This is a genomic window from Algoriphagus resistens (assembly GCF_001442615.1).
GTDB classification, from domain to species: Bacteria; Bacteroidota; Bacteroidia; order Cytophagales; family Cyclobacteriaceae; genus Algoriphagus; species Algoriphagus resistens.
The window spans coordinates 121,610-142,112 of sequence record NZ_LMXN01000001.1; the positions used below are offsets into that span (position 1 = coordinate 121,610).

A 20,503-nucleotide genomic window follows, 5' to 3' on the forward strand; every position below is an offset into this window, starting at 1 on the left:
TAAATACAATGCCATGATAAACCCTATACCTTCTAAAAAAACCGATTTTTTGAAAAAAAGCACATTTAAACTGCTATTAATAAGTTTTTTAACCAGCTTCTGCACGATAAACAGTTTTGCGCAAGATCCTAATTTTTACATTTTCCTGAGCTTCGGCCAGTCCAATATGGAGGGGAGCGCAAAGTATGAATCCCAGGATACTGTCGCAAATGAACGCTTTAAAGTACTGCAGGCAGTGGATTGCCCGGATTTAAACAGGGAAATGGGGAATTGGTATCCAGCTGTTCCACCGCTTAGCCGATGCAATACCGGTCTAACTCCCGGAGATTATTTTGGGAGGACTTTGGCAGAAAGCCTTCCGGACAGCATCAAAATCGGAATTATCAATGTGTCGGTGGGTGGCTGTAAAATCGAGCTTTTCGAAAAGGACAGTTATGAATCGTACGTGGAAACTACCCCGGGATGGATGAAAGGGATGATCGCTCAATACAATGGAAATCCTTACGGAAGATTGCTTGATTTGGCAAAGATTGCCCAAAAAGATGGGGTGATCAAGGGAATATTGCTGCACCAGGGAGAGTCCAACACCGGTGATGAATCCTGGCCAAGGAAAGTGGAAGGAGTGTATGATAATCTGTTAGGTGACCTTGGGTTGGTACCGGATTCTGTTCCGCTTTTGGCCGGTGAATTGGTGAGTGCGGACCAGGGAGGCAAGTGCGCCAGCATGAACCCAATCATTGCAACGCTACCCGAGTTGATTCCGAATTCTTATGTGATTTCTTCTGAAGATTGTGAGGCGATTTCCGACGGACTTCATTTCTCCGCTGCCGGTTACCGGTTATTGGGATCCCGCTATGGTGAACAAATGGCCCAGCTGCTGATGGAAGAGTAAACACCGGGCTTTTAAGCCAAAAGAGTACAACCAAGAAATAACCTATAAACCTATGAACCGCTCAAAAAACCTATTACTCCTATTGTTTCTATTTGCCGGGCAACTCCAGGGTCAGCAACTGGAAAAGGAAGCCCCGCCAGGCTTCGACCAAACCAGAAGTGGGATTTCCCACGGTAGAATTGACACTGTTACCTATAGTTCTAAAACTGTGGGCAATAACCGGAAAGCCCTGGTCTATACCCCTCCTGGTTTTTCCAAAAAAGAAAAATATCCAGTGCTTTACCTACTTCACGGCATAGGTGGAGATGAAAAAGAATGGCTTAACGGTGGACATCCGGAGGTAATTCTTGATAATCTCTATGCAGATGGAAAGCTGGAACCCATGATTGTAGTCATGCCAAATGGCAGGGCGATGAAGGACGATAGAGCCGGGGGAAATATCATGGAGCCTGATAAAGTTCAGGCTTTTGCTACGTTTGAACAGGATCTGCTGAATGATCTGATTCCTTTTATTGAGAAAAAGTATCCTGTATTGAACGACAGAGAGCATCGGGCCATTGCCGGCTTGTCTATGGGTGGAGGCCAATCGCTGAACTTTGGTTTGGGCAATTTGGAGAAGTTTGCCTGGGTGGGAGGATTTTCTTCTGCTCCAAATACCAAAGCGCCTGAGGAATTAGTACCTGATCCTGAGAAGGCAAAAGAACTGCTGAAAGTACTCTGGATTTCCTGTGGGGATGCGGATGGATTGCTACGTTTCAGCTCACGTACTCACGATTACCTGTTAGAGAATGATGTACCGCATATTTATTATTTAGAAATCGGAGGGCATGATTTCAAGGTTTGGAAAAATGGCCTTTACATGTTTTCCCAGCTGCTTTTCAAACCTGTGGATCAAGCCAAGTTTGATCAATACAGTCCGCTGGGTACTCCTGCATCTACGAATGTAGGAAACTCAAAATACCCCCAGATTTTCCCTGACGGAAGGGCGGTTTTTAAGCTCAATGCGCCGGAGGCAGGAAATGTGCAATTGGATCTCGGAAAGAAATATGAAATGGTCAAAAGTGCTGAGGGAGTTTGGGAAGTGACCACAGATCCTCTTAGTGAGGGTTTTCATTATTATTCCTTAATTATTGATGGTGTGGCGGTAGCAGATCCTGCCAGTGAAACCTTCTATGGGATGGGGCGAATGGCGAGTGGAATTGAGGTACCTTTCAAAGGAGACGGGTATTACGAACTGAAGCGTGTGCCGCATGGTGAGGTGCGCAGGGTTCGGTATTTTTCCAATGTCCTAAGAAGTTGGAGACAGTTTTTCATTTATACTCCGCCTGGATATGATTCCGGTAGTTTAGAAAAATATCCGGTCTTATACATCTACCATGGTGGGGGAGAGGATGAGACAGGATGGGCCAATCAAGGAAAAACTGATTTGATCCTGGATAATTTGATAGCTGAAGGAAAAGCCAAACCTATGCTGGTAGTGATGCCTGACGGTAATATGCCAGCCAGCGCTTTTAGCGAAAATGGACTGAAGCAATTTGAGACAGAACTGAAAGCCAGTCTGGTTCCCTACATCGAAGAAAATTACCGGGCGAAAACAGGAGCTGAAAACCGTGCGTTGGCAGGCCTATCGATGGGCGGTATCCAGGCACTTTATTCCGGAATCAACAACACAGATCTGTTTGCTTATCTGGGCGTTTTCAGTTCAGGGTGGATCGCTTCCAGACAAACTGAAATTGTAGAGGCCCAATACGATTTTATGAGCGAAAATGCCGATAAAATCAACTTTGGATTGAAGGAATTCTGGATAGCAATGGGAGGCAAGGAAGATATTGCTTATGAAAACTGCCGGTTGATGCTAGGTAAATTCGATGAAATGCAGATAGATTATACGTATACCGAATATCCAGGAGGACATGCATGGCCGGTCTGGAGGAATAATCTGTACAAATTTGCTCCGCTGCTCTTCCACTAAAACCTGAAATTGAACTTTCCTGCTAAGTGCCTGGAAGCCTATTTATTTCGATTTTCTCGGAAAGCATCTCTTCACAGCTGCTCAAAGTCTGGGACTGTTTTCCAATTCTCTTAAACTTCTAAACAAGTAACAAAACCCAATAATACCATGAACCTATTCAAAACCTCAATTCTGGCATCTTGCCTGTTAATTACCTCCTTTGCCATGGCGCAGGATGGCACTATTTATCCTTTAGAAAACCCCGAAGAACCTAACGCCATACTACTCGGCACTGGAGGAGTAGAAAATCAGCCCGCTGCCGAAACCTGGTTTAAGCAATGGGGTGATCCCATGGCGAGAAACATCACTACTGCTACCTTAACGCCATTTTTACCTGAGCCTGGCAAAGCCACAGGTGCTGCGGTAATCGTCGCCCCCGGTGGGGGATTCAGATGGTTGTCCATGGGCAATGAGGGGTGGGAAGTTGCTCAGGCCCTTGCAGATAAGGGTATAGCAGCTTTTGTGCTCAAATACCGTCTGCGTCCAACCCCAGAATCAATAGATGGTTTCAAAGAATCTATGAACCAGACCTTATCCCCTCCACCAGCCCCTGAGGATTCACAGACTGCAACGCGACCGGCCCCCGCTCCTTTCACTCTTTCAGATCAGCTAGAAGATGCTGAGGCTGCCTATGCAATGATTTTGGATCGGGCAGAGGAGTGGGGAGTGGATACTAAGCGTCTGGGAATGATAGGGTTTTCTGCCGGAGCAGGATTGACTATGCATTGCACCCTTAATTCTGAGTTAATGAAACTGGCCTTTATCGGCCCTATATATGGCGGGATGGGTCCAGTGGAAGTTCCCGAGGATGCTCCTGCTATGTTCAATGTAATCGCAACAGATGATTTCCTTTTTAGAGGACAGTTCGGTGTGGTGGATTCCTGGTACAAAGCAGGCATACCTGTGGAGTTTCACCTTTATCAAAATGGGGGCCATGGATTCGGCTTGGGCAATCCTGACCGAACCAGTAATCGATGGTTTGATGCTTTTATGTATTGGCTGGAGGTTAATGATTTTCTTGATAAGTGATCGGTAGTCTTGTAAAATAACTAACCCGCTAAAGAAGGGAAATATGGAATGGACATTTGATAAGGCAATAAATTCGGAGAATGAACTCCGTGGGATATTGGGGTACCCCAGCGAAGTAGTTACAAGGAAAACCATCGATTATATTGATGCTCACTGTAGAAGTTTTATAGAGAAATCCCCTTTTATTACCATTGCCACATCTGATATGCATGGGAATTTTGATGTTTCTCCCAAAGGCGATCCTGCCGGTTTTGTAAAAATTCTCAGTGATAAACTGCTCGCTATCCCGGATAGACCTGGAAACCGCAAAGCGGATACCTTGAGAAATATCATTCAAAATCCGAATCTGGGATTGATTTTTTTAATTCCCGGAATAAAGGAAACCTTAAGGGTGAACGGTGAGGCAAAAATAGTAACTGACCAAAAAGTTTTGGAGCTACTATCTTGTGAGGGGAAAATACCTTCTCTGGCCATTATTGTCAGCGTGAAGGAGGCTTTCATGCATTGTGCCAAATGTATTATCAGGTCAAAGCTATGGATGGATACAGAAAATACCTCGCAAAGCTCACTTCCCTCCTTGGGCAAGGTGTTAGTGGACCATGGAAAACTGGAAATCTCTTATGAGGAATTGGATGATAGCATCAAGAGTGATGAGAAAACCAATCTGTATTAAAGGCAGGTAGCTTCCCGGGATTTTCCAGTGCCATAAGATCTTCTCAAAGTTGCCATATCCTGTTTGTGCCAAATTTGGTTTATCAAAAAAGTTAGAATTGAACCAAATTTTTGATTCAGAATATAATTCTGTCATATCAATCATATGTCATTTTTTATGAATGTAAAATCTGTTGCTGAAAGTTTTTTCAGATACGGATAAAAATATTTTAAAATAATGAGGTTGTTTGACCTCAAAAAGCACTCTTTATAAGTGAAGAGTGGAGATACCTTCCTGTTCAAATGAAAAAAGCCCAAAGTAAACCTATTGAAACCACTAAATCCTCCGCTATGCTCTATATGCAGCATAGTCAAGTGATGATTGTGTATACTGAAAAATCAGACCGCGAAGTCTGGAACTCCTTTAAAAACGGAGATGAAGCCGCATTTAACTATATCTACCGCAAGCATGTTGCCGATCTATACAATTACGGGATGCAGCTTTGCCAGCAGGAAGATTTGATCCGGGACTGTTTGCAAAAAATGTTTGTGGATCTGCGCAAAAACCAAGGGAAACTTGGAGATGTACAGCGGATAAAAGGTTATCTCTTCACTATCTTCCACAGAGAGCTTTTTAAATTTCTTAAAAAGGAAAAGAAATTAAACGCAGATTTAATTACGCTGGAGTGTGAAGAGAGTATTTTTTTTATTGAGACTTCACATGAAACCAAGTTGATCGACGAAGAATTTGCTCTGGAACAGAAAGCAGAAATTTCCAAAGCACTCAATCAGCTTTCCCCGAGACAAAGACAAGCTATTATCCTGCTCTATCAGGAAGAATTATCCTATAAAGAGATCGCTGAAATCATGAATTTCAACGAAGTCAAAACTGCCAGAACCTTGGTCTATCGTGCCATGGAGAAGCTAAAAGAAATATTTGAAGTCAAGCAAGCCTGACCGGCACACTTCCTCCCGATACCATGGACGAAAAAAATAAATACATAGATTTTGAGATCGAGGATTTTTTGAATGATGAATTTTTTATTCAGTGGGTAAAAAATCCTGGAGAAGAGACTAACCACTTCTGGCTTAAGTGGATTGAAAACAATCCAGAAAGAAGACATGTCCTTCAAAAGGCTCGTGAAATCATCGTAATGGTCGATTACAAAGAGAGATATGTGCTATCTGATCATGCCTATATGGATCTCTATGAAAATATAGTGGAAAAGAGTCATCAGACACGGGCAGATGGCAAGCACTTCCAGTGGAGTGGTTGGCACAAAGCTGCAGCAATTTTGTTTTTGGTTTTTTCTACTGTCTATGGCATTGAAATTCTCAATAAGAAAGACGAAGCCCAGTCTGAAGTACAGGGAGTAATCACCTGGATGACTGTGGATAATCCAGCAGGTCAGAAATACCGGTTTAGGCTGCCTGATGGCACACTTGTCCACCTTAACGCCGCAAGCAAAATCGAATATCCTCAAGCTTTTGATTCAGATCACAGAACTGTTCGCATGACCGGGGAAGCATATTTTGATGTGTCAGAAGATCCCGACCGGCCTTTTATTATTCAAATTGAGAATAGTCAGGTGAAAGTATTAGGGACCTCATTCAACCTTAAAAACGGTGATGATTTTGAACTCGCACTGGTAGAAGGAAAAGTAGAAGTAGCAGATTCTACCGGCGGGGTCATTACCCTTTTTCCAAATGAAATGCTCGTCAAACGGAAAAACGGAGAGGTTTCCAAAACTGGATTTGATCCCTTTGAAACACTAGGCTGGAGAGATCAATACCTCATTTTTAAGGATAACACCTATTCTGAGGTCATAGAAAAACTAGAAACTTGGTTTGGTGTCACGATCAACAGTACACTGACTGTAGAAAAAGGATGGTCTTATTCAGGACGGTATCACAATAAGTCCTTAGACCATGTTTTGGAAGGCCTCAGTATTTCCTCAGAGTTTACTTATACAATCGATAATAAAACAGTAACAATCTCAAACCCATAACCTATTAACCATGGAAAACTATTACCCCAACACCAGCTGAAAGAAAATAGGCAGAATTGCTAATGCTCCTCTGCCTATAGCCTTTGCCTCAATCGTCAAATTAAACAAAGGCTAAATCTCAAGTAATACACACTTAAAATCTTAAACAAAAGTATGGAAAAATCAATACTTAGGAAAATCATTATGCTTTCCAAATATTTTGTGTGTGCGTTCCTTTTTCAGCTGTTTTTCACAGCAGTACTGATGGCAAATACAGGCCATGCCCAATTAAAGGGGCTGGCCGATGTGACTGTCACAGTCAAGTTTAAAGGGAGTACACTCAATAATGTCATCACCGAGCTAGAAAACCAAAGTGGTTTTCAATTCACCTACAACAAGGCAATGGTAGCCATGAACGAGCTCAAGGTGAATATGTCTAAGTCCAATGCCCCTCTGTCGGAAGTGTTACTAGAAATTTCCAGTCAGACAAATCTAAAATTTGTACAGCTGGATGATAATATCCATATCGCAAAAGGATCGAAAAGGCCCTCCGTCAGCGAAGAAGTAAAACCAATTTCGGTAGTGGAGATCACAGGCCAGGTTCTGGATCCCACCGGCCTTGCACTTCCTGGGGTCACTGTTAGAATAAAGAATACGACCAAAGGGACCACTACAAATCTCGATGGTGAATATACCATTCAGGTCAATGAAGGGGAAACGCTGGTTTTCAGCTTTATGGGCTTTATGGAAAAGGAAGTTGTAGTAGGGAATCAGGCAGTAATCAATATAATATTGGAGGAAGATCTCCAAAGTCTCGATGAAGTAATTGTAGTGGGCTATGCAGAGCAAAAGAAGGAAACCATCGTGGGAGCGGTGGCGCAAACCAGCGGGGAAGTGCTCAAGCGTACCGGCGGGGTGTCCAACGTAGGGGCCGCACTGACAGGGAATCTTCCAGGTGTAATTACCACTGCCAGTACTGGTGTGCCTGGGGGAGAAAACCCGCAGATAATAATCCGCGGACAAAATAGCTGGAACGGTAATTCACCTTTGATTCTGGTAGATGGGGTGGAGCGGCCAGAATTTTTTAATACCATGGACATTGCTTCAGTGGAGAGTATTTCTGTATTGAAAGATGCCTCAGCTACAGCAGTATTCGGATCAAGAGGTGCAAATGGTGTAATCATCGTCACTACCAAAAGAGGCCGCGAGGGCAAAGCCCAGATCACTGCGAACGTAAGCTCTACAGTCAAAGTAGTATCCAAACTCCCGGGTAAGTTTGATGCGTATGATGCGATTGGAATCCGCAATAGAGCGATAGAAAATGAACTCTCCGCAAATCCGGCTGGTTGGGCGGATTATATTCCATACCAAACGCAATACAAATATAGATTTCCTTCAAGCCTGGAGGAGTCCGAGCGATATCCGAATGTGGATTGGCAGGAAACTCTTTTCAAGGATTATGCAATGGCTTACAATGCCAATGTAGGAATCAGGGGAGGAACTAAGTTTACACAATATTTTGCCAGTATTGATTTTCAGAATGAAGGTGATCTTTTTAGAAGTTTCGATAACAACCGGGGATATGAACCGGGATACAATTATAACAGGCTGAATTTCCGCAGTAATCTGGATTTTCAGCTGACATCCTCTACCAAACTTCAGGTAAATCTGGGTGGATCATATGGAACAAGAAAAACCCCTTGGGGGGGAGGCAATTCCAGCAGTTTCTGGAGTGCCGCCTATGCAAACCCTCCTGATGCGTTTTTGCCTGTATATTCAGATGGGGCATGGGGCGTATATGCACCGGATGACGTGGCGGCTGAGAATTCTGTTAGGATTTTGGCGGTCAGCGGCCTCCAATACATTACCAAAACCCAGCTTTCCACCAATTTTGTCCTAAATCAGGACTTGGGAATGATTTTGAAAGGCTTGAATTTCCGCGGCACACTGGCGGTGGATAATTCCTTCACCGAAGGAGACAGGGGGGTAAATGACCTTTATAATACCCCTTTTCAAAAGTGGATAGACCCTGTGACCGGAGCACATTTATATGATGATATTGTAGATGCAAACAGCCGGTTTGACTTTAGAGAAGCTGTGACCTGGGGGATTGCAGAGGGGGGAGTGGTTACGATAGGACCGGATGCTCCTCAGAGAAGACTTTACTATCAGTTCCAGCTGAATTACGCAGGAAACATAGCGGAGCATCACAATTATGCACTTATGGGCTTAATGAGCCGCCAGCAGGATGCTACGGGGAATATGATTCCGTCGTATCGGGAAGACTGGGTGTTTCGTGCCAATTACGATTACAAGAATAAATACCTCCTTGATTACAGCGGTGCCTATAACGGTTCAGAGAAATTTGCACCTGAATACAGGTTTGCCTTCTTCTCTTCCGGGGGGATAGGCTGGGTGCTTTCCGAAGAAGGGTTTATGAAGTCCCTTTCATTTTTAGATTTTCTCAAAGTCAGGGCCAGCTATGGAGAGGTTGGAGATGACAATATCGGCGGCAGATTTTTATTTATGGATCAATGGGTGTACGGAAATAGCTCTCAACTCGGAATCATAGGGGAAGGCGGGGAATACAGTCCCTATACTTGGTACAAACAATCATCGGTAGGAAACCCTGAGGTACATTGGGAGACCGTATACAAGACTAACATCGGAGTTGAGTTTGACATGTTCAACGGAGCCATCAATGGAAACTTTGAATACTTCAAAGATGATAGAAAGGATATTCTGATGTCCGATGATCGCTCTATTCCCAGCTACTATGGTACCGCAGCACCGGCAGCGAATCTTGGGCGTGTAGTGACCAACGGGTTTGAATTTACCCTAGGAGCCAGTCATACCTTCGAAAACCAGATCCGTGTATGGGGAGACTTTTCTATGACCCATGCAGAAAACGTGGTAAAGGAAAGGGATGATCCGGAATTGCAGGTGGACTACCAAAAAGACCAAGGCTATCAGCTTGGACAATACCGTACGCATATCAGCAATGGGTATTACAGTTCATGGGATGAAGTGTATGCCAGTACTCCTCACAATTCAAACGATCAGTTTAAACTTCCGGGAGGAATGCAAATCCTGGATTTTAACGGTGACGGTGTGATTGATTCATTCGATGCAGCCCCTTACGGATTTTCGGGTGTGCCTGAAAATACTTTCAGCACCAATATCGGAGCAGAATGGAAAGGGCTCAGCGTATATGTCCAATTTTACGGAGTAAATAACGTAACCAGAGATGTACCCCTAGGCAGTTTGAACAACCGGCTGAACAGGGTATATGAAGAAGGAAGTTATTGGTCTGAGGATAACATGGACCCGGATTCGCCTATGCCAAGATGGGGAGCACTGATGCCGGGATATAGTAACGGGCAGCGGTATTTATATGACGGCTCTTATCTACGACTGAAGAACGCCGAAATCGCCTATTTATTTAATGCAGATTGGGTAAGAAGAATCGGTGTAGAGACTTTCAGGATCTATGTGAACGGCAACAACCTGCTATTGTGGACCGATATGCCGGATGATAGGGAATCCAATTTCTCTTCAGCAGGTTATGCCGGCGCTTATCCTACGGTAAGAAGAATCAATCTTGGCCTTAATGTTTCATTCTAATCCAGCATTTTAAGATGAATAACTATATAAATAATATCATTAAAGGCGGGTTATTGACACTGCTTTTCCTGTCTGCCACTTCCTGTGAAGATTACCTGGAGAGATCACCCGACTCGATTATATCCGAAGAGACGGCCTTCCAGAATTTCACCAACTTCCAGGGATTCACCGAAGAATTGTACCACTGCATCCCAAATTTCACACTTGCTTACTGGGTAAGTGCATGGAATTTTGGAGAAGACGAGATAGAGTCCACTGCGGGGACTTTTACAGTCTCTTACAATTTTGACCGGGGCAATTTCTGGGCCTGGCAAGCCGAGCAAGGTGGGGGAGTAGGCTGGTTTGACAAAGGAGATGCTTCCACTACAGATGGTCATCACAGAAAGGCATTGTGGCCATTAGCATGGATGGGTATTAGAAAAGCGAACTTGGGTTTGGAAAATCTCCACCGTTTGTCGGATGCTACTGACGAGGAAAGAAGGTTTATCGAAGGCCAACTCTTGTTTTTCAGAGGCTGGTTTCATTTTCAGCTGATTCAGTATTTCGGCGGAATGCCTTATGTAGACACAGTGCTTCCAAGCAATGAGAAACTTAGACTTCCTAGACTCTCCTATAGAGAATCTGCTGACAGGATCACTGATGATTTGCGGAGAGCGGCAGATCTTTTACCGCTGAATTGGGACGATACTACTGTAGGAAAAAATACTATCGGAAAGAATTCCATGCGGATCAACAAGGCAATGGCTTTGGGGTATTTGGGCAAAAACCTGCTTTGGGCAGCTAGTCCGCTGATGAATTATACGGACACAGGGAGCAGAACTTACGATGCTGCTTATGCCAAAAAAGCAGCGGATGTATTCGGTGAATTACTGCAACTGGTAGAAACCGGGCAGACACTTTATTCTCTGATGCCATTTGCACAGAAGTCAAACCTCTTCTACACCACTGGCCAAAACTGGGCTATGCCTGGCGGCACTGAGGCGATGTTCAGGGCACCTACGACTGGTGCTAATGGTAGTAACTATCAGATTTCCAAGCAATTTATGCCATTGCTGATCAGTCAGGGGGATGCGACGATGTTTATGCCTACGGCAAATTATGTACATGACAATTATGGCATGGCAAATGGCCTACCGCTTCCCGATGATATCACCAAAGCTGATCCCGAATCTGGATATGATCCTAATTATCCTTGGAAAGGCCGTGATCCAAGATTCTACAGTGATATCACCTACGACGGTGTCAAGGTCATTCAAGGTTCTATCCCTGATGCCAATGAGGAAAGAAACAGGTATGCTAATTTGTTCACCAACGGGAGCTATAGAAATCTGAGCAATGGAAGCCGAACTGGCTACATGAGTAGAAAGTTTGTTCCGCTCAGAGCCAACAAATACGACAATGCATACGATTGGGGTACTTCACTTCATATTAATGTGCCTTACATGAGACTGGCTGATATCTACCTGATGTATGCAGAGGCAACTCTGATGGGCTACAATTCCCCAAATGCACCAAGTGCAACTTTTGGCAAAACAGCGGTAGAGGCGGTAAACGTAATCAGGGACCGAGCAGGCATGGCCAATGTGCATTCCAAGTTTACAGGGTCTGTGGAGGATTTTCTGCCTGAATTGAGACGTGAGCGGGCAGTGGAGCTTGCTTTTGAAAGGCATCGATTCACTGATCTGCGCAGATGGTTGCTCTTGATAGAGGAGCCTTATACCATCAAAACATCAGTGGAACTGGATCGGGTAGGGGATTTCAATGTGGATGATCCTACTGAAAACCGTGTGGCAAACATTCGAGAGGTAGTCATTTTGGAGCGTCCATTTACCGAAAGGCATTACTGGCTTCCACTAAAAGTATCTGATGTGTCTTTGTACCCAGAAATGACTCAGAATCCAGGCTGGTAATGCGTGCGATTACTTTTTATCATCTAAATGAATAATCATAATGAAATATATTAGACTAGTGATGGTAGGCTGTGTCGTGGCGGTAATGTTTCCGTTTCAGCTGTTGGCACAAAGTACCTTGAAATTAACTCTTAACCCAGTGGTGAAGTCCAGTATCGGTAAAACGATACAAGGAGCCATAATCACAAGCGAAGAAGACGATTACTCGGCTGTTTCAGACAGCTTAGGAGTAGTGAAACTGGTAGTCACTTCCAATGCATACCTTTCTGTGGAAGCGCCAGGATATGAAACCAGACTGTTCAGGGCCACACCTGATCTGTTGGAGATTACCCTCTATGGTGACCTGGAAGGGCAGGAGGTGAAGGTGGCCTTTCAGACAAAGGATAAGCGTGACCTAATAGGAGGAATATCCTATGTGAATATGCCTGAAATCCTTCAGGATAACTACATCTCCAATCCACTGGATATGATGGAAGCCTATGTGGGCGGTTTCAATGGCAACATCTGGGGAAATAGTAGCTCCTTGGTCTTAGTGGATGGCGTTCCCCGAGAGCTGGATAGTGTGCACCCTACTGAAATAGCGCAGATCACTTTTCTCAAAGGAGTCAGTGCAGTTGCCTTGTATGGTAGCCGTGCTGCGAAAGGTGTCATCATGATTACGACCAAAAGGGGTGTTGCAAATAGTCAGAACATCACCTTACGAACAAATGCCGGTGTGAATACTCCAAAAGCCTATCCGGAGTACCTGGGCTCTGGAGAATATATGTCACTTTATAATGAAGCGAGAGGCAATGACGGACTGTCACCACTTTATTCTGAAAATGATATCTACAATTTCTCCTCTGGGAACAATACCTACAGGTATCCAAATGTTGATTATTATTCTCCGGAATACCTGCAGGAAGCTTATGCAAAATACGATGGCAACCTGGAAATTTCAGGTGGGAACGAGACTGCCAGGTACTACACCAATGTGGGTTTCATGACAGAAGGCACAGTTCTTAATTTTGGCCAGGCTGCCGAAAACAAGAACGAGCGCTTCAATGTGCGTGGAAATATTGATCTAAACCTTAATGACTTCATTTCTGCCAAAGTGGATGCATCGGCTATTTTTTATAATAGCAAAGGAGTCAATTCCATCTACAGTATTGGTGAAGATAATATTGACTACTGGCAGGGCTCTACTATTTTGAGGCCTAATAGATTCGCCCCTCTTATTCCTATTGATTATGTGGAGCAGGGAGACGATTCATCATGGGATCTGATAGAGACTAGCGATCACTTGATTGATGGTAAATATCTCTTGGGCGGTACCCAGTTAGACCAAAAGAACCCAATTGCAGATATCTATGCTGGCGGTTCCAATACCTATACTAGCCGCCAGTTTCAGTTCAACGCAGGTGTAGATGCAGATCTTAGAAATGTAGTAGAAGGACTTTCTTTCAGCTCTCTTTTTGGTCTCAACTACAATACATCCTACACCCTGTCATTTGATAATGAATATGCAGTGTATGAACCTACCTGGACTAATTATAATGGGGTGGACCAAATTCAAAGCCTGACCAAATATGGTCAGGATGCCAGCTCCAGAACCCAGAACACCAATAACAACTGGTTCCGACAGACGGTATCCTTATCAGCGCAGCTGAATTACAAGAGAACCTTCCAGGAAAAACACAATTTCTCGGCAATACTGTTGGCAAATGGCTTTCAGATCTCTGAGTCAGCAATTTACCATAAGGTAAGCAATGCCAATCTGGGCTTGTATTTAGCATACAATTTCAAGCAGAAATACTACGCTGAGTTCAGCAGTGCGCTTGTTCATTCCGCCAAATTGCCGGAAGGAAACCGCAAAGCAATTTCACCGACCATGTCTCTGGGCTGGAGATTGACAGGTGAGGAATTTCTTTCCTCCTCCTCCGTTGTGGATGATTTGAGAATCTCTGTATCTGCAGGTATCCTCAATTCAGACTTGGATATAGAGAGCTTCTATCTCTACGAGCCAATCTATACAGATGAAGGATCCTGGTATGAGTGGAAAGATGGATTGAACAATACAGGCACTGATGTGCGACGTGGGGAAAACCTCAACTTAACTTTTCCTAAAAGAGAAGAAATCAGTTTAGGATTAGAGGCCTCCTTATTTAATAAACTAGTGTATCTCAATGGTTCTGTATTTACCAGTAGGATGACAGGGTTATTTGTCCAGAACAGTATTTTATACCCAAGTTACTTTGTGACAGGCTGGCCAATCTCATCTTGGATCCCTTATGTGAATTATAATAACGACATCAGAAACGGGGTGGATTTTCAGCTCAACCTAAACAAGAAATTAGGGGAAGTGGAATGGACGCTGGGAGTATCGGGATTGTATTATGACACTAAAGCATCAAAACGAGCTGAAAACTTCGAAGATAGCTATCAGAATAGGCAGGGAATGCCTCTTGATGCAATCTGGGGTCTGGAGAGCTTAGGATTCTTTAGTGGAATGGATGAAATCGAAAATTCTCCAACACAGGCATTCGGAGAGGTAAAACCAGGTGATATCAAGTACAAAGATCAAAATGACGATGGTATTATAAATGCCCAGGATGAAGTGTATCTCGGTAGAGGGGGATGGTCTGGGGCACCTTTGACTATGGGATTTCATGTTTCGGTTAAGGTGAAAAATTTCACATTCTTCGCCTTGGGCACCCTGAGAAGTGGAGCCTATGCTATGAAAAGCAATGATTATTTCTGGGTAAATGCTGATGATAAATACTCGGCGGTAGTAAGAGATAGATGGACAGAGGAAACCCAGAATACGGCTACTTTCCCTAGGCTTACTACCCTAAATGGAGCCAATAATTTCAGGAACTCAGATTTCTGGCTTTACAGCACCGATCGCTTTGACCTTGCCAAAGTCCAGCTGTCCTACTCCTTTCCTAAAAATATCCTTGGAAATGGCTTCATCAAGGAGTTGGATACCTATGTGAGCGGATCCAATCTCCTGACAGTAAGTCCAAACCGGGATATTCTGGAAATGAATATCGGTAGTGCTCCGCAGACGAGATTCTACAATTTCGGTATCCGAGCAATGTTTTAATGAGACCCAAAAAACTGAAAATCATGAATATTAAACTATTATTTTTCTTTGGAGTCATCCTAATGCTTTCAGGCTGTCAAGATCTCATTGATCCGGCCATAGAGAACATACAGGGAAGAGAAGATATGTTGGAGAGACCTCGGCTGGCACAGGGGCTCCTGATCAACGCCTATCTAAGGATTCCTACCAATGGCTGGTCATTCAGCGAAATGGCCACTGATGACGCGGTGAGTAACGAGCCTTCCAATGGCTTTCTGAACATGGCCACCGGGCAGTGGGCTTCCAACAGCAATCCTGTTGAGCAATGGACAGGAGCACAATCGGCTATCCAATACCTGAACGTAATGTTGGAGGATGTAGATAGTGTTGATTTTGCTGTAGATCCTATTGTGAACCAGATGTTTGTGGATAGGCTGAAGGGGGAATCCTATGGGCTACGTGCTTTATTTATGTATTATCTGCTTCAGGCTCACGGTGGAATGGCAGATGGACAATTGCTCGGCGTTCCTATTTTGACTGTGCCCCAAGATGTGGAATCTGAGTTTAACCTACCTCGGAATACGTTTGAAGAATGCATGAATCAGCTATACGCTGATGCAGAACGTGCCCTGGATTTACTTCCTATGGATTTGGGAAATATCACTGATCCTTACCTGATCCCAAGTAAATATGCAGATCTGGGTGCCGAGACTGGCCAATACAACCGGGTATTTGGAGATGATGCCATACAATTAGTATCAGGCAGAATTGTCCGTGCAGTCATGGCTCAGGCTGCGCTGCTCGCGGCCAGTCCGGCATTTAATCCCGGAGGGGATGTGCAGAAATGGCAGATTGCGGCAGACCATGCAGCTTCTATACTGAATACCATTGGAGGAATAAGTGGTTTGGCACCAAATGGGGTCACCTGGTTTACCAATACTTCTGAACTCAATGCAATCGGTGGAGGTGTAAATCCTGCTGAGATCCTGTGGAGAACCTCCATCGGACCAAGTAATAACCTGGAAAGGGACAATTACCCTCCCACCTTATTTGGAAATGGGCTGATCAATCCTACCCAGAATTTTGTAAATGCTTTCCCTATGGCCAATGGCTATCCGGTTGATTCGCAGCAAAGCGGATATAATCCCCAAGATCCCTATACAGGTCGGGATCCTCGGCTTGGGCATTTTGTGGTAGTCAATGGAAGTACTGCGGGACCTAACAATTCTGTGATCACTACCGCTGTAGATGGGGGAAATAATGATGCATTAAATAGAGTGGAAACTTCCACCCGAACTGGCTACTACCTGCGTAAGCTCCTTCGTCAGGACGTTAACCTCAATCCCAACTCTACCAATGAGCAGGTTCACATGAAGCCCAGGATTAGGTATACCGAGATTTTCCTGATTTATGCAGAGGCTGCAAATGAAGCATACGGCCCTACAAGTTCAGGTGCAGCAGGATACTCCGCTTACGATGTGATCAAAGCTATACGTCAGCGGGCGGGAATCGGACTTGAAAATGGAGATCCATATCTGGAATCTATCAAGAGTGATCAAAGTGCCATGAGAGAACTTATCCGTAATGAGCGGAGAATTGAGTTGAGTTTTGAAGGATTTAGATTTTGGGACTTGAGAAGATGGGATGCAAACCTGAGCGAAACTGCCCAGGGAATTACCATAGAAGAAGGTGAACATGAGTTGATGAATGTTGAAAACAGGGTGTACAATGATTACATGATCTATGGCCCGGTGCCATATAGTGAAACATTGAAATTTTCTGAACTCAAGCAAAACAACGGATGGTAATCCTGAAAGTACTACACATGCTGGCGAATCTCAATGAACCTAATCACACTGAACAATGAAAAATACTCCATATATAATTTTGGCACTTTGCCTATCCCTGTCTTCGTGTAAAAATGAAGATTGGGAATTCCCTGATTTTGATTATCAGACAGTCTATTTCGCCTATCAATATCCGGTAAGGACGATTACACTTGGGGATGATATCTTCGATACTTCTATGGATAATGAGGGTAAATTCAATATCCTCGCCACCACCGGAGGAGTATATTCTTCCCCTCAGGATGTCTATCTGGATGTGGTCGTAGATGAAAGTCTTACCGAAGGGCTGATGTTTGATTCAGATGGCAATAAAGTAGAGCCACTTCCATCTGAATATTATCAACTATCCACCCAGTCCATAATCATCCCAAAAGGAGAAGTGACTGGAGGAGTAGAGATCCAACTTAACAGCGGGTTTTTCAATGATCCCAAATCAATTAAAAATACCTATGTGCTTCCCTTGAGAATTTCTCAAATCAGTAATGCTGATTCTATACTTTCAGGAGTAGCACAGGTAGAAAACCCGCAACGGAACAATCCCAACAACTGGTCAGTGCAGCCAAAGGATTTTGTGTTATACGCCTTAAAATATGTGAACCCTTGGCATGGCAACTACTTACGCAGAGGCCAGGATATCATCAAAGGCTCAAATGGAAACAGTGCTTTGGACCAAACTGCAGTACGGCATGCAGACTTTGTAGTGAATGATGAAATCAATTCGCTCCATACCAGATCTATGAGTGAGGTGGAATTTCCTCTTGCCTTTCCAGGGGAGGACGGAGAAAATATACCTGCTGATTTATTGTTGACCTTCGATGAAGCCGGAAACTGTACGGTCTCTGCGTTGCGAAACGGTTATACCGCAAGTGGAACAGGCAAATTTATCTCCAAAGGGGAAAAGGATAGCTGGGGAAATCAGGATAGGGATGTGTTGTATTTAGAGTACAAAATCAATCTTCCGGAGATGCAGATAGATACCAAGGACACCTTGGTGGTACGGGACCGCGGAGTAGGTTTTGAGACATTCACACCGCTTTTATCAACTAATTAATCAAACGCAGCAAAATCATGAAGCAATTGTATGTCAGGTATTTTAGCGTTTTAGCTATTTCAATAGGACTCAGCTCCTGCGTAGAACATGTAGAAACAGATAATTTCCGGGTTGAGAAACCAGAGAATATAGCCGCACAGGAGGAATTGAATGGGTATGGAGTACTTCGTACGTATGTGGATTCTATTTCTTATCCCAATTTCAAGTTGGGTGGTGCAGTAGAAATGTCCCAATACTCTGGTAGAGGGGTGATGTACCGCCTTATCAACAGCAATTTCGATGAGATCACCGCAGGCTATGGAATGAAGCATGGCGCTATTGTACAGGCTAATGGGACTATGGATTTTTCAGGAGTTAATTCTACTATCGAAGCAGCCAAAGCCGCCGGGACTAGCATTTTCGGCCATACTTTGGTATGGCATGCCAATCAAAATGCAACTTATTTAAATAGTCTTTTAGAACCTCTGATCGTAGTTTCACCTCCCTTCAAAAATGAGCTGGATCTGTCAGGTCCTATGAATGAGGCGTGGGAAAATTGGGAAACTACCGGAGATGTGAAGATTGTATCAGGTAAAGGTATGGGAGAAGGGACTGACGCTTTTGTTCTTACTTCTGGATCTGGAAACGCTCCTGAAAGTGTACAATTGACTACTCCGGCCATTCCTGTACTCCCTGGAAAAGAATACGAAGTAATCGTCTATGTCAAATCCGACGTGCCTGGCCAGGGAGGGATCACTTTCGAAGGTCTCTCTGATAACAATCCTGAAATTGACTGGATGAACACCGGGGTAGATAGTACTGCTTTTGGTACCACTATTTCCTGGCAGGAAATCAGATTTCGCGTCAGTGATTTTGAAGGAGACTCATTCAAAATGAAGTTCAATTTCGGCTATATGCCTTCCAGTACTTATTCCATTGATATCAATAATCTATATGTATATGATACGCAGGGGGATCCTGTGATCAGCAATATAATTTCCGATGGGGATTTCGAAAACGGTAATGGCTGGGGAGGCTGGGGCAATGGCTCAACCCGTGGAGTCACTGAGGATGGAATGGGTTTTGGAGGGACAGGCAAAGCTTTCTACGTCACAAATCCTTCTGCTACCGGAGGTTTCTGGGAAGTGCAGACTGCCTATGATCTGGCTGAACCAATATCCAACGGCCAGGAATATAAATTGTCATTTTGGGTGAAAGGTGATGCAGAAGGTATCATTAGACCAGAGCTGCAGAGCCCTGATTATTCTTCAAATGGTTTTGGGCAGGTAGGTGTAACTAAGGAGTGGAAGCAGGTGCAATTGACTACAATGGTGACTGCTGGTGATAGACAGCGATTTGTGATTTCCTATGGAGAATTTGCCGGTACTGTCTATTTGGATAACGTAGTGCTCAGCAGTGCAGAAGCCACAGGAGGTTCTACTACGTTGGTGCCGAAAACTGAGGAGGAGAAAAACGCTATAGTGTCTGGAGAATTCGAGCGCTGGATGCAGGAAATGCTTTCTAATTCGAAAGAGTATATTAAAGCCTGGGATGTAGTGAATGAACCTATGGATGATGCAAATCCATCGCAAATAAAAACCGGGGTAGGCAACCCTGATATTCCCTCCGACCACTTTTACTGGCAGGACTACTTGGGTAAAGACTACGCGGTAAAAGCTTTCGAACTGGCAGAGCAATACGGCAATCCAGATGATATTCTATTTGTGAATGATTATAATCTGGAATATAGCTTGGAGAAATGCCAGGGGCTGATCGACTATGTGAGCTATATCGAAACCAAGGGGGTGACTGTGGATGGAATCGGCACACAAATGCACATCAGCATAGATTCAGATAAGGACAAAATCGTTTCCATGTTCAAAATGTTGGCGGGCACAGGCAAGCTGATCAAGGTTTCAGAATTGGATATCAAGGTAAATACCAGCAATCCTACCGCGGAAGCGCTACAGGCACAGCGTGAAATGTATAAATACATAGCTGAAATGTATGCGGAGCACATTCCCGCAGCTCAGCGCTATGGAATCACCATCTGGGGAATCACCGATAGCGCTGACAATGCCAATTGGCTACCTGGCGAGAAGCAGGGACTTTGGGATCTTGATCTAAACCGCAAGCCTGCATATGCAGGATTTGCTGAAGGACTTGAAGGAATGTGATCTGGTTTAAAACTGGCCTATGTATGGATGCAGTGCATAGGCCTTTTCAATTGTGTATGGTAAAGGATTTAGTAAGTGTTTTTTTTTATTATAGTGTTTAATATCAGTAGATTAGATGGGGTTTAGGCTGCCTAAGACTTGAGAAAAAACGTAACATGGAATAATTGTCTGTGATGCGAGATTCCCTGTCCGGAGACATACGGGCATGTGACCTATACAAATCAAAATAAAAATGCATGAAACCGAGCATGTCGCAGGCGGCACACAGAGATGTTTATAT

12 protein-coding genes are annotated in these 20,503 nt (G+C 44.0%); all 12 read left to right on the forward strand.

Features of this window, described 5'->3' with window-relative positions; translation table 11 throughout:
- Nucleotides 1-49 precede the first annotated feature (49 nt).
- Complete coding sequence (locus AS141_RS00415) at nt 50-892, forward strand: sialate O-acetylesterase (protein WP_082632152.1); 843 nt, start codon at nt 50-52, stop codon at nt 890-892.
- Between the two features lie 52 nt (nt 893-944).
- On the forward strand, nt 945-2,864 hold the full coding sequence (locus tag AS141_RS00420; RefSeq protein WP_057935649.1) for an alpha/beta hydrolase: 1,920 nt from the start codon (nt 945-947) through the stop codon (nt 2,862-2,864).
- A gap of 147 nt (nt 2,865-3,011) precedes the next feature.
- Nucleotides 3,012-3,932 (forward strand): alpha/beta hydrolase, encoded by a 921-nt coding sequence (locus tag AS141_RS00425; protein ID WP_057935650.1) that lies wholly within the window; start codon nt 3,012-3,014, stop codon nt 3,930-3,932.
- Between the two features lie 43 nt (nt 3,933-3,975).
- On the forward strand, nt 3,976-4,605 hold the full coding sequence (locus tag AS141_RS00430; protein ID WP_057935651.1) for an MSMEG_1061 family FMN-dependent PPOX-type flavoprotein: 630 nt from the start codon (nt 3,976-3,978) through the stop codon (nt 4,603-4,605).
- A gap of 281 nt (nt 4,606-4,886) precedes the next feature.
- On the forward strand, nt 4,887-5,540 hold the full coding sequence (locus AS141_RS00435; protein ID WP_057935652.1) for an RNA polymerase sigma factor: 654 nt from the start codon (nt 4,887-4,889) through the stop codon (nt 5,538-5,540).
- Between the two features lie 23 nt (nt 5,541-5,563).
- Nucleotides 5,564-6,592 (forward strand): FecR family protein, encoded by a 1,029-nt coding sequence (locus AS141_RS00440; protein WP_057935653.1) that lies wholly within the window; start codon nt 5,564-5,566, stop codon nt 6,590-6,592.
- Between the two features lie 153 nt (nt 6,593-6,745).
- Complete coding sequence (locus AS141_RS00445) at nt 6,746-10,195, forward strand: SusC/RagA family TonB-linked outer membrane protein (RefSeq protein WP_232424783.1); 3,450 nt, start codon at nt 6,746-6,748, stop codon at nt 10,193-10,195.
- Between the two features lie 14 nt (nt 10,196-10,209).
- Nucleotides 10,210-12,105 carry a RagB/SusD family nutrient uptake outer membrane protein gene (locus tag AS141_RS00450; RefSeq protein ID WP_057935654.1) on the forward strand — a complete coding sequence of 632 codons (1,896 nt, stop codon included), beginning with the start codon at nt 10,210-10,212 and terminating at the stop codon, nt 12,103-12,105.
- 40 nt (nt 12,106-12,145) lie between these two features.
- Nucleotides 12,146-15,190 (forward strand): SusC/RagA family TonB-linked outer membrane protein, encoded by a 3,045-nt coding sequence (locus AS141_RS00455; protein WP_057935655.1) that lies wholly within the window; start codon nt 12,146-12,148, stop codon nt 15,188-15,190.
- A gap of 23 nt (nt 15,191-15,213) precedes the next feature.
- Nucleotides 15,214-16,977: a RagB/SusD family nutrient uptake outer membrane protein gene (locus tag AS141_RS00460; RefSeq protein ID WP_057936185.1), complete on the forward strand. Its 1,764-nt coding sequence runs from the start codon at nt 15,214-15,216 to the stop codon at nt 16,975-16,977.
- A 55-nt stretch (nt 16,978-17,032) separates the two neighbouring features.
- Nucleotides 17,033-18,067 (forward strand): DUF5627 domain-containing protein, encoded by a 1,035-nt coding sequence (locus AS141_RS00465; protein ID WP_057935656.1) that lies wholly within the window; start codon nt 17,033-17,035, stop codon nt 18,065-18,067.
- Nucleotides 18,068-18,084: 17 nt separating this feature from the next.
- A complete protein-coding gene (locus AS141_RS00470; protein WP_057935657.1) occupies nt 18,085-20,223 on the forward strand; it encodes an endo-1,4-beta-xylanase in 2,139 nt (712 codons plus the stop codon).
- The last annotated feature ends 280 nt before the right edge of the window (nt 20,224-20,503 follow it).

What these genes read in the sequence shown, in the direction of transcription:
- AS141_RS00420 (WP_057935649.1), top strand. Translation starts at nt 945, where the DNA reads ATGAACCGCTCAAAAAACCTATTACTCCTATTGTTTCTATTTGCCGGG.
- AS141_RS00425 (WP_057935650.1), top strand. Translation starts at nt 3,012, where the DNA reads ATGAACCTATTCAAAACCTCAATTCTGGCATCTTGCCTGTTAATTACC.
- AS141_RS00430 (WP_057935651.1), top strand. Translation starts at nt 3,976, where the DNA reads ATGGAATGGACATTTGATAAGGCAATAAATTCGGAGAATGAACTCCGT.
- AS141_RS00435 (WP_057935652.1), top strand. Translation starts at nt 4,887, where the DNA reads ATGAAAAAAGCCCAAAGTAAACCTATTGAAACCACTAAATCCTCCGCT.
- AS141_RS00440 (WP_057935653.1), top strand. Translation starts at nt 5,564, where the DNA reads ATGGACGAAAAAAATAAATACATAGATTTTGAGATCGAGGATTTTTTG.
- AS141_RS00445 (WP_232424783.1), top strand. Translation starts at nt 6,746, where the DNA reads ATGGAAAAATCAATACTTAGGAAAATCATTATGCTTTCCAAATATTTT.
- AS141_RS00450 (WP_057935654.1), top strand. Translation starts at nt 10,210, where the DNA reads ATGAATAACTATATAAATAATATCATTAAAGGCGGGTTATTGACACTG.
- AS141_RS00455 (WP_057935655.1), top strand. Translation starts at nt 12,146, where the DNA reads ATGAAATATATTAGACTAGTGATGGTAGGCTGTGTCGTGGCGGTAATG.
- AS141_RS00460 (WP_057936185.1), top strand. Translation starts at nt 15,214, where the DNA reads ATGAATATTAAACTATTATTTTTCTTTGGAGTCATCCTAATGCTTTCA.
- AS141_RS00465 (WP_057935656.1), top strand. Translation starts at nt 17,033, where the DNA reads ATGAAAAATACTCCATATATAATTTTGGCACTTTGCCTATCCCTGTCT.
- AS141_RS00470 (WP_057935657.1), top strand. Translation starts at nt 18,085, where the DNA reads ATGAAGCAATTGTATGTCAGGTATTTTAGCGTTTTAGCTATTTCAATA.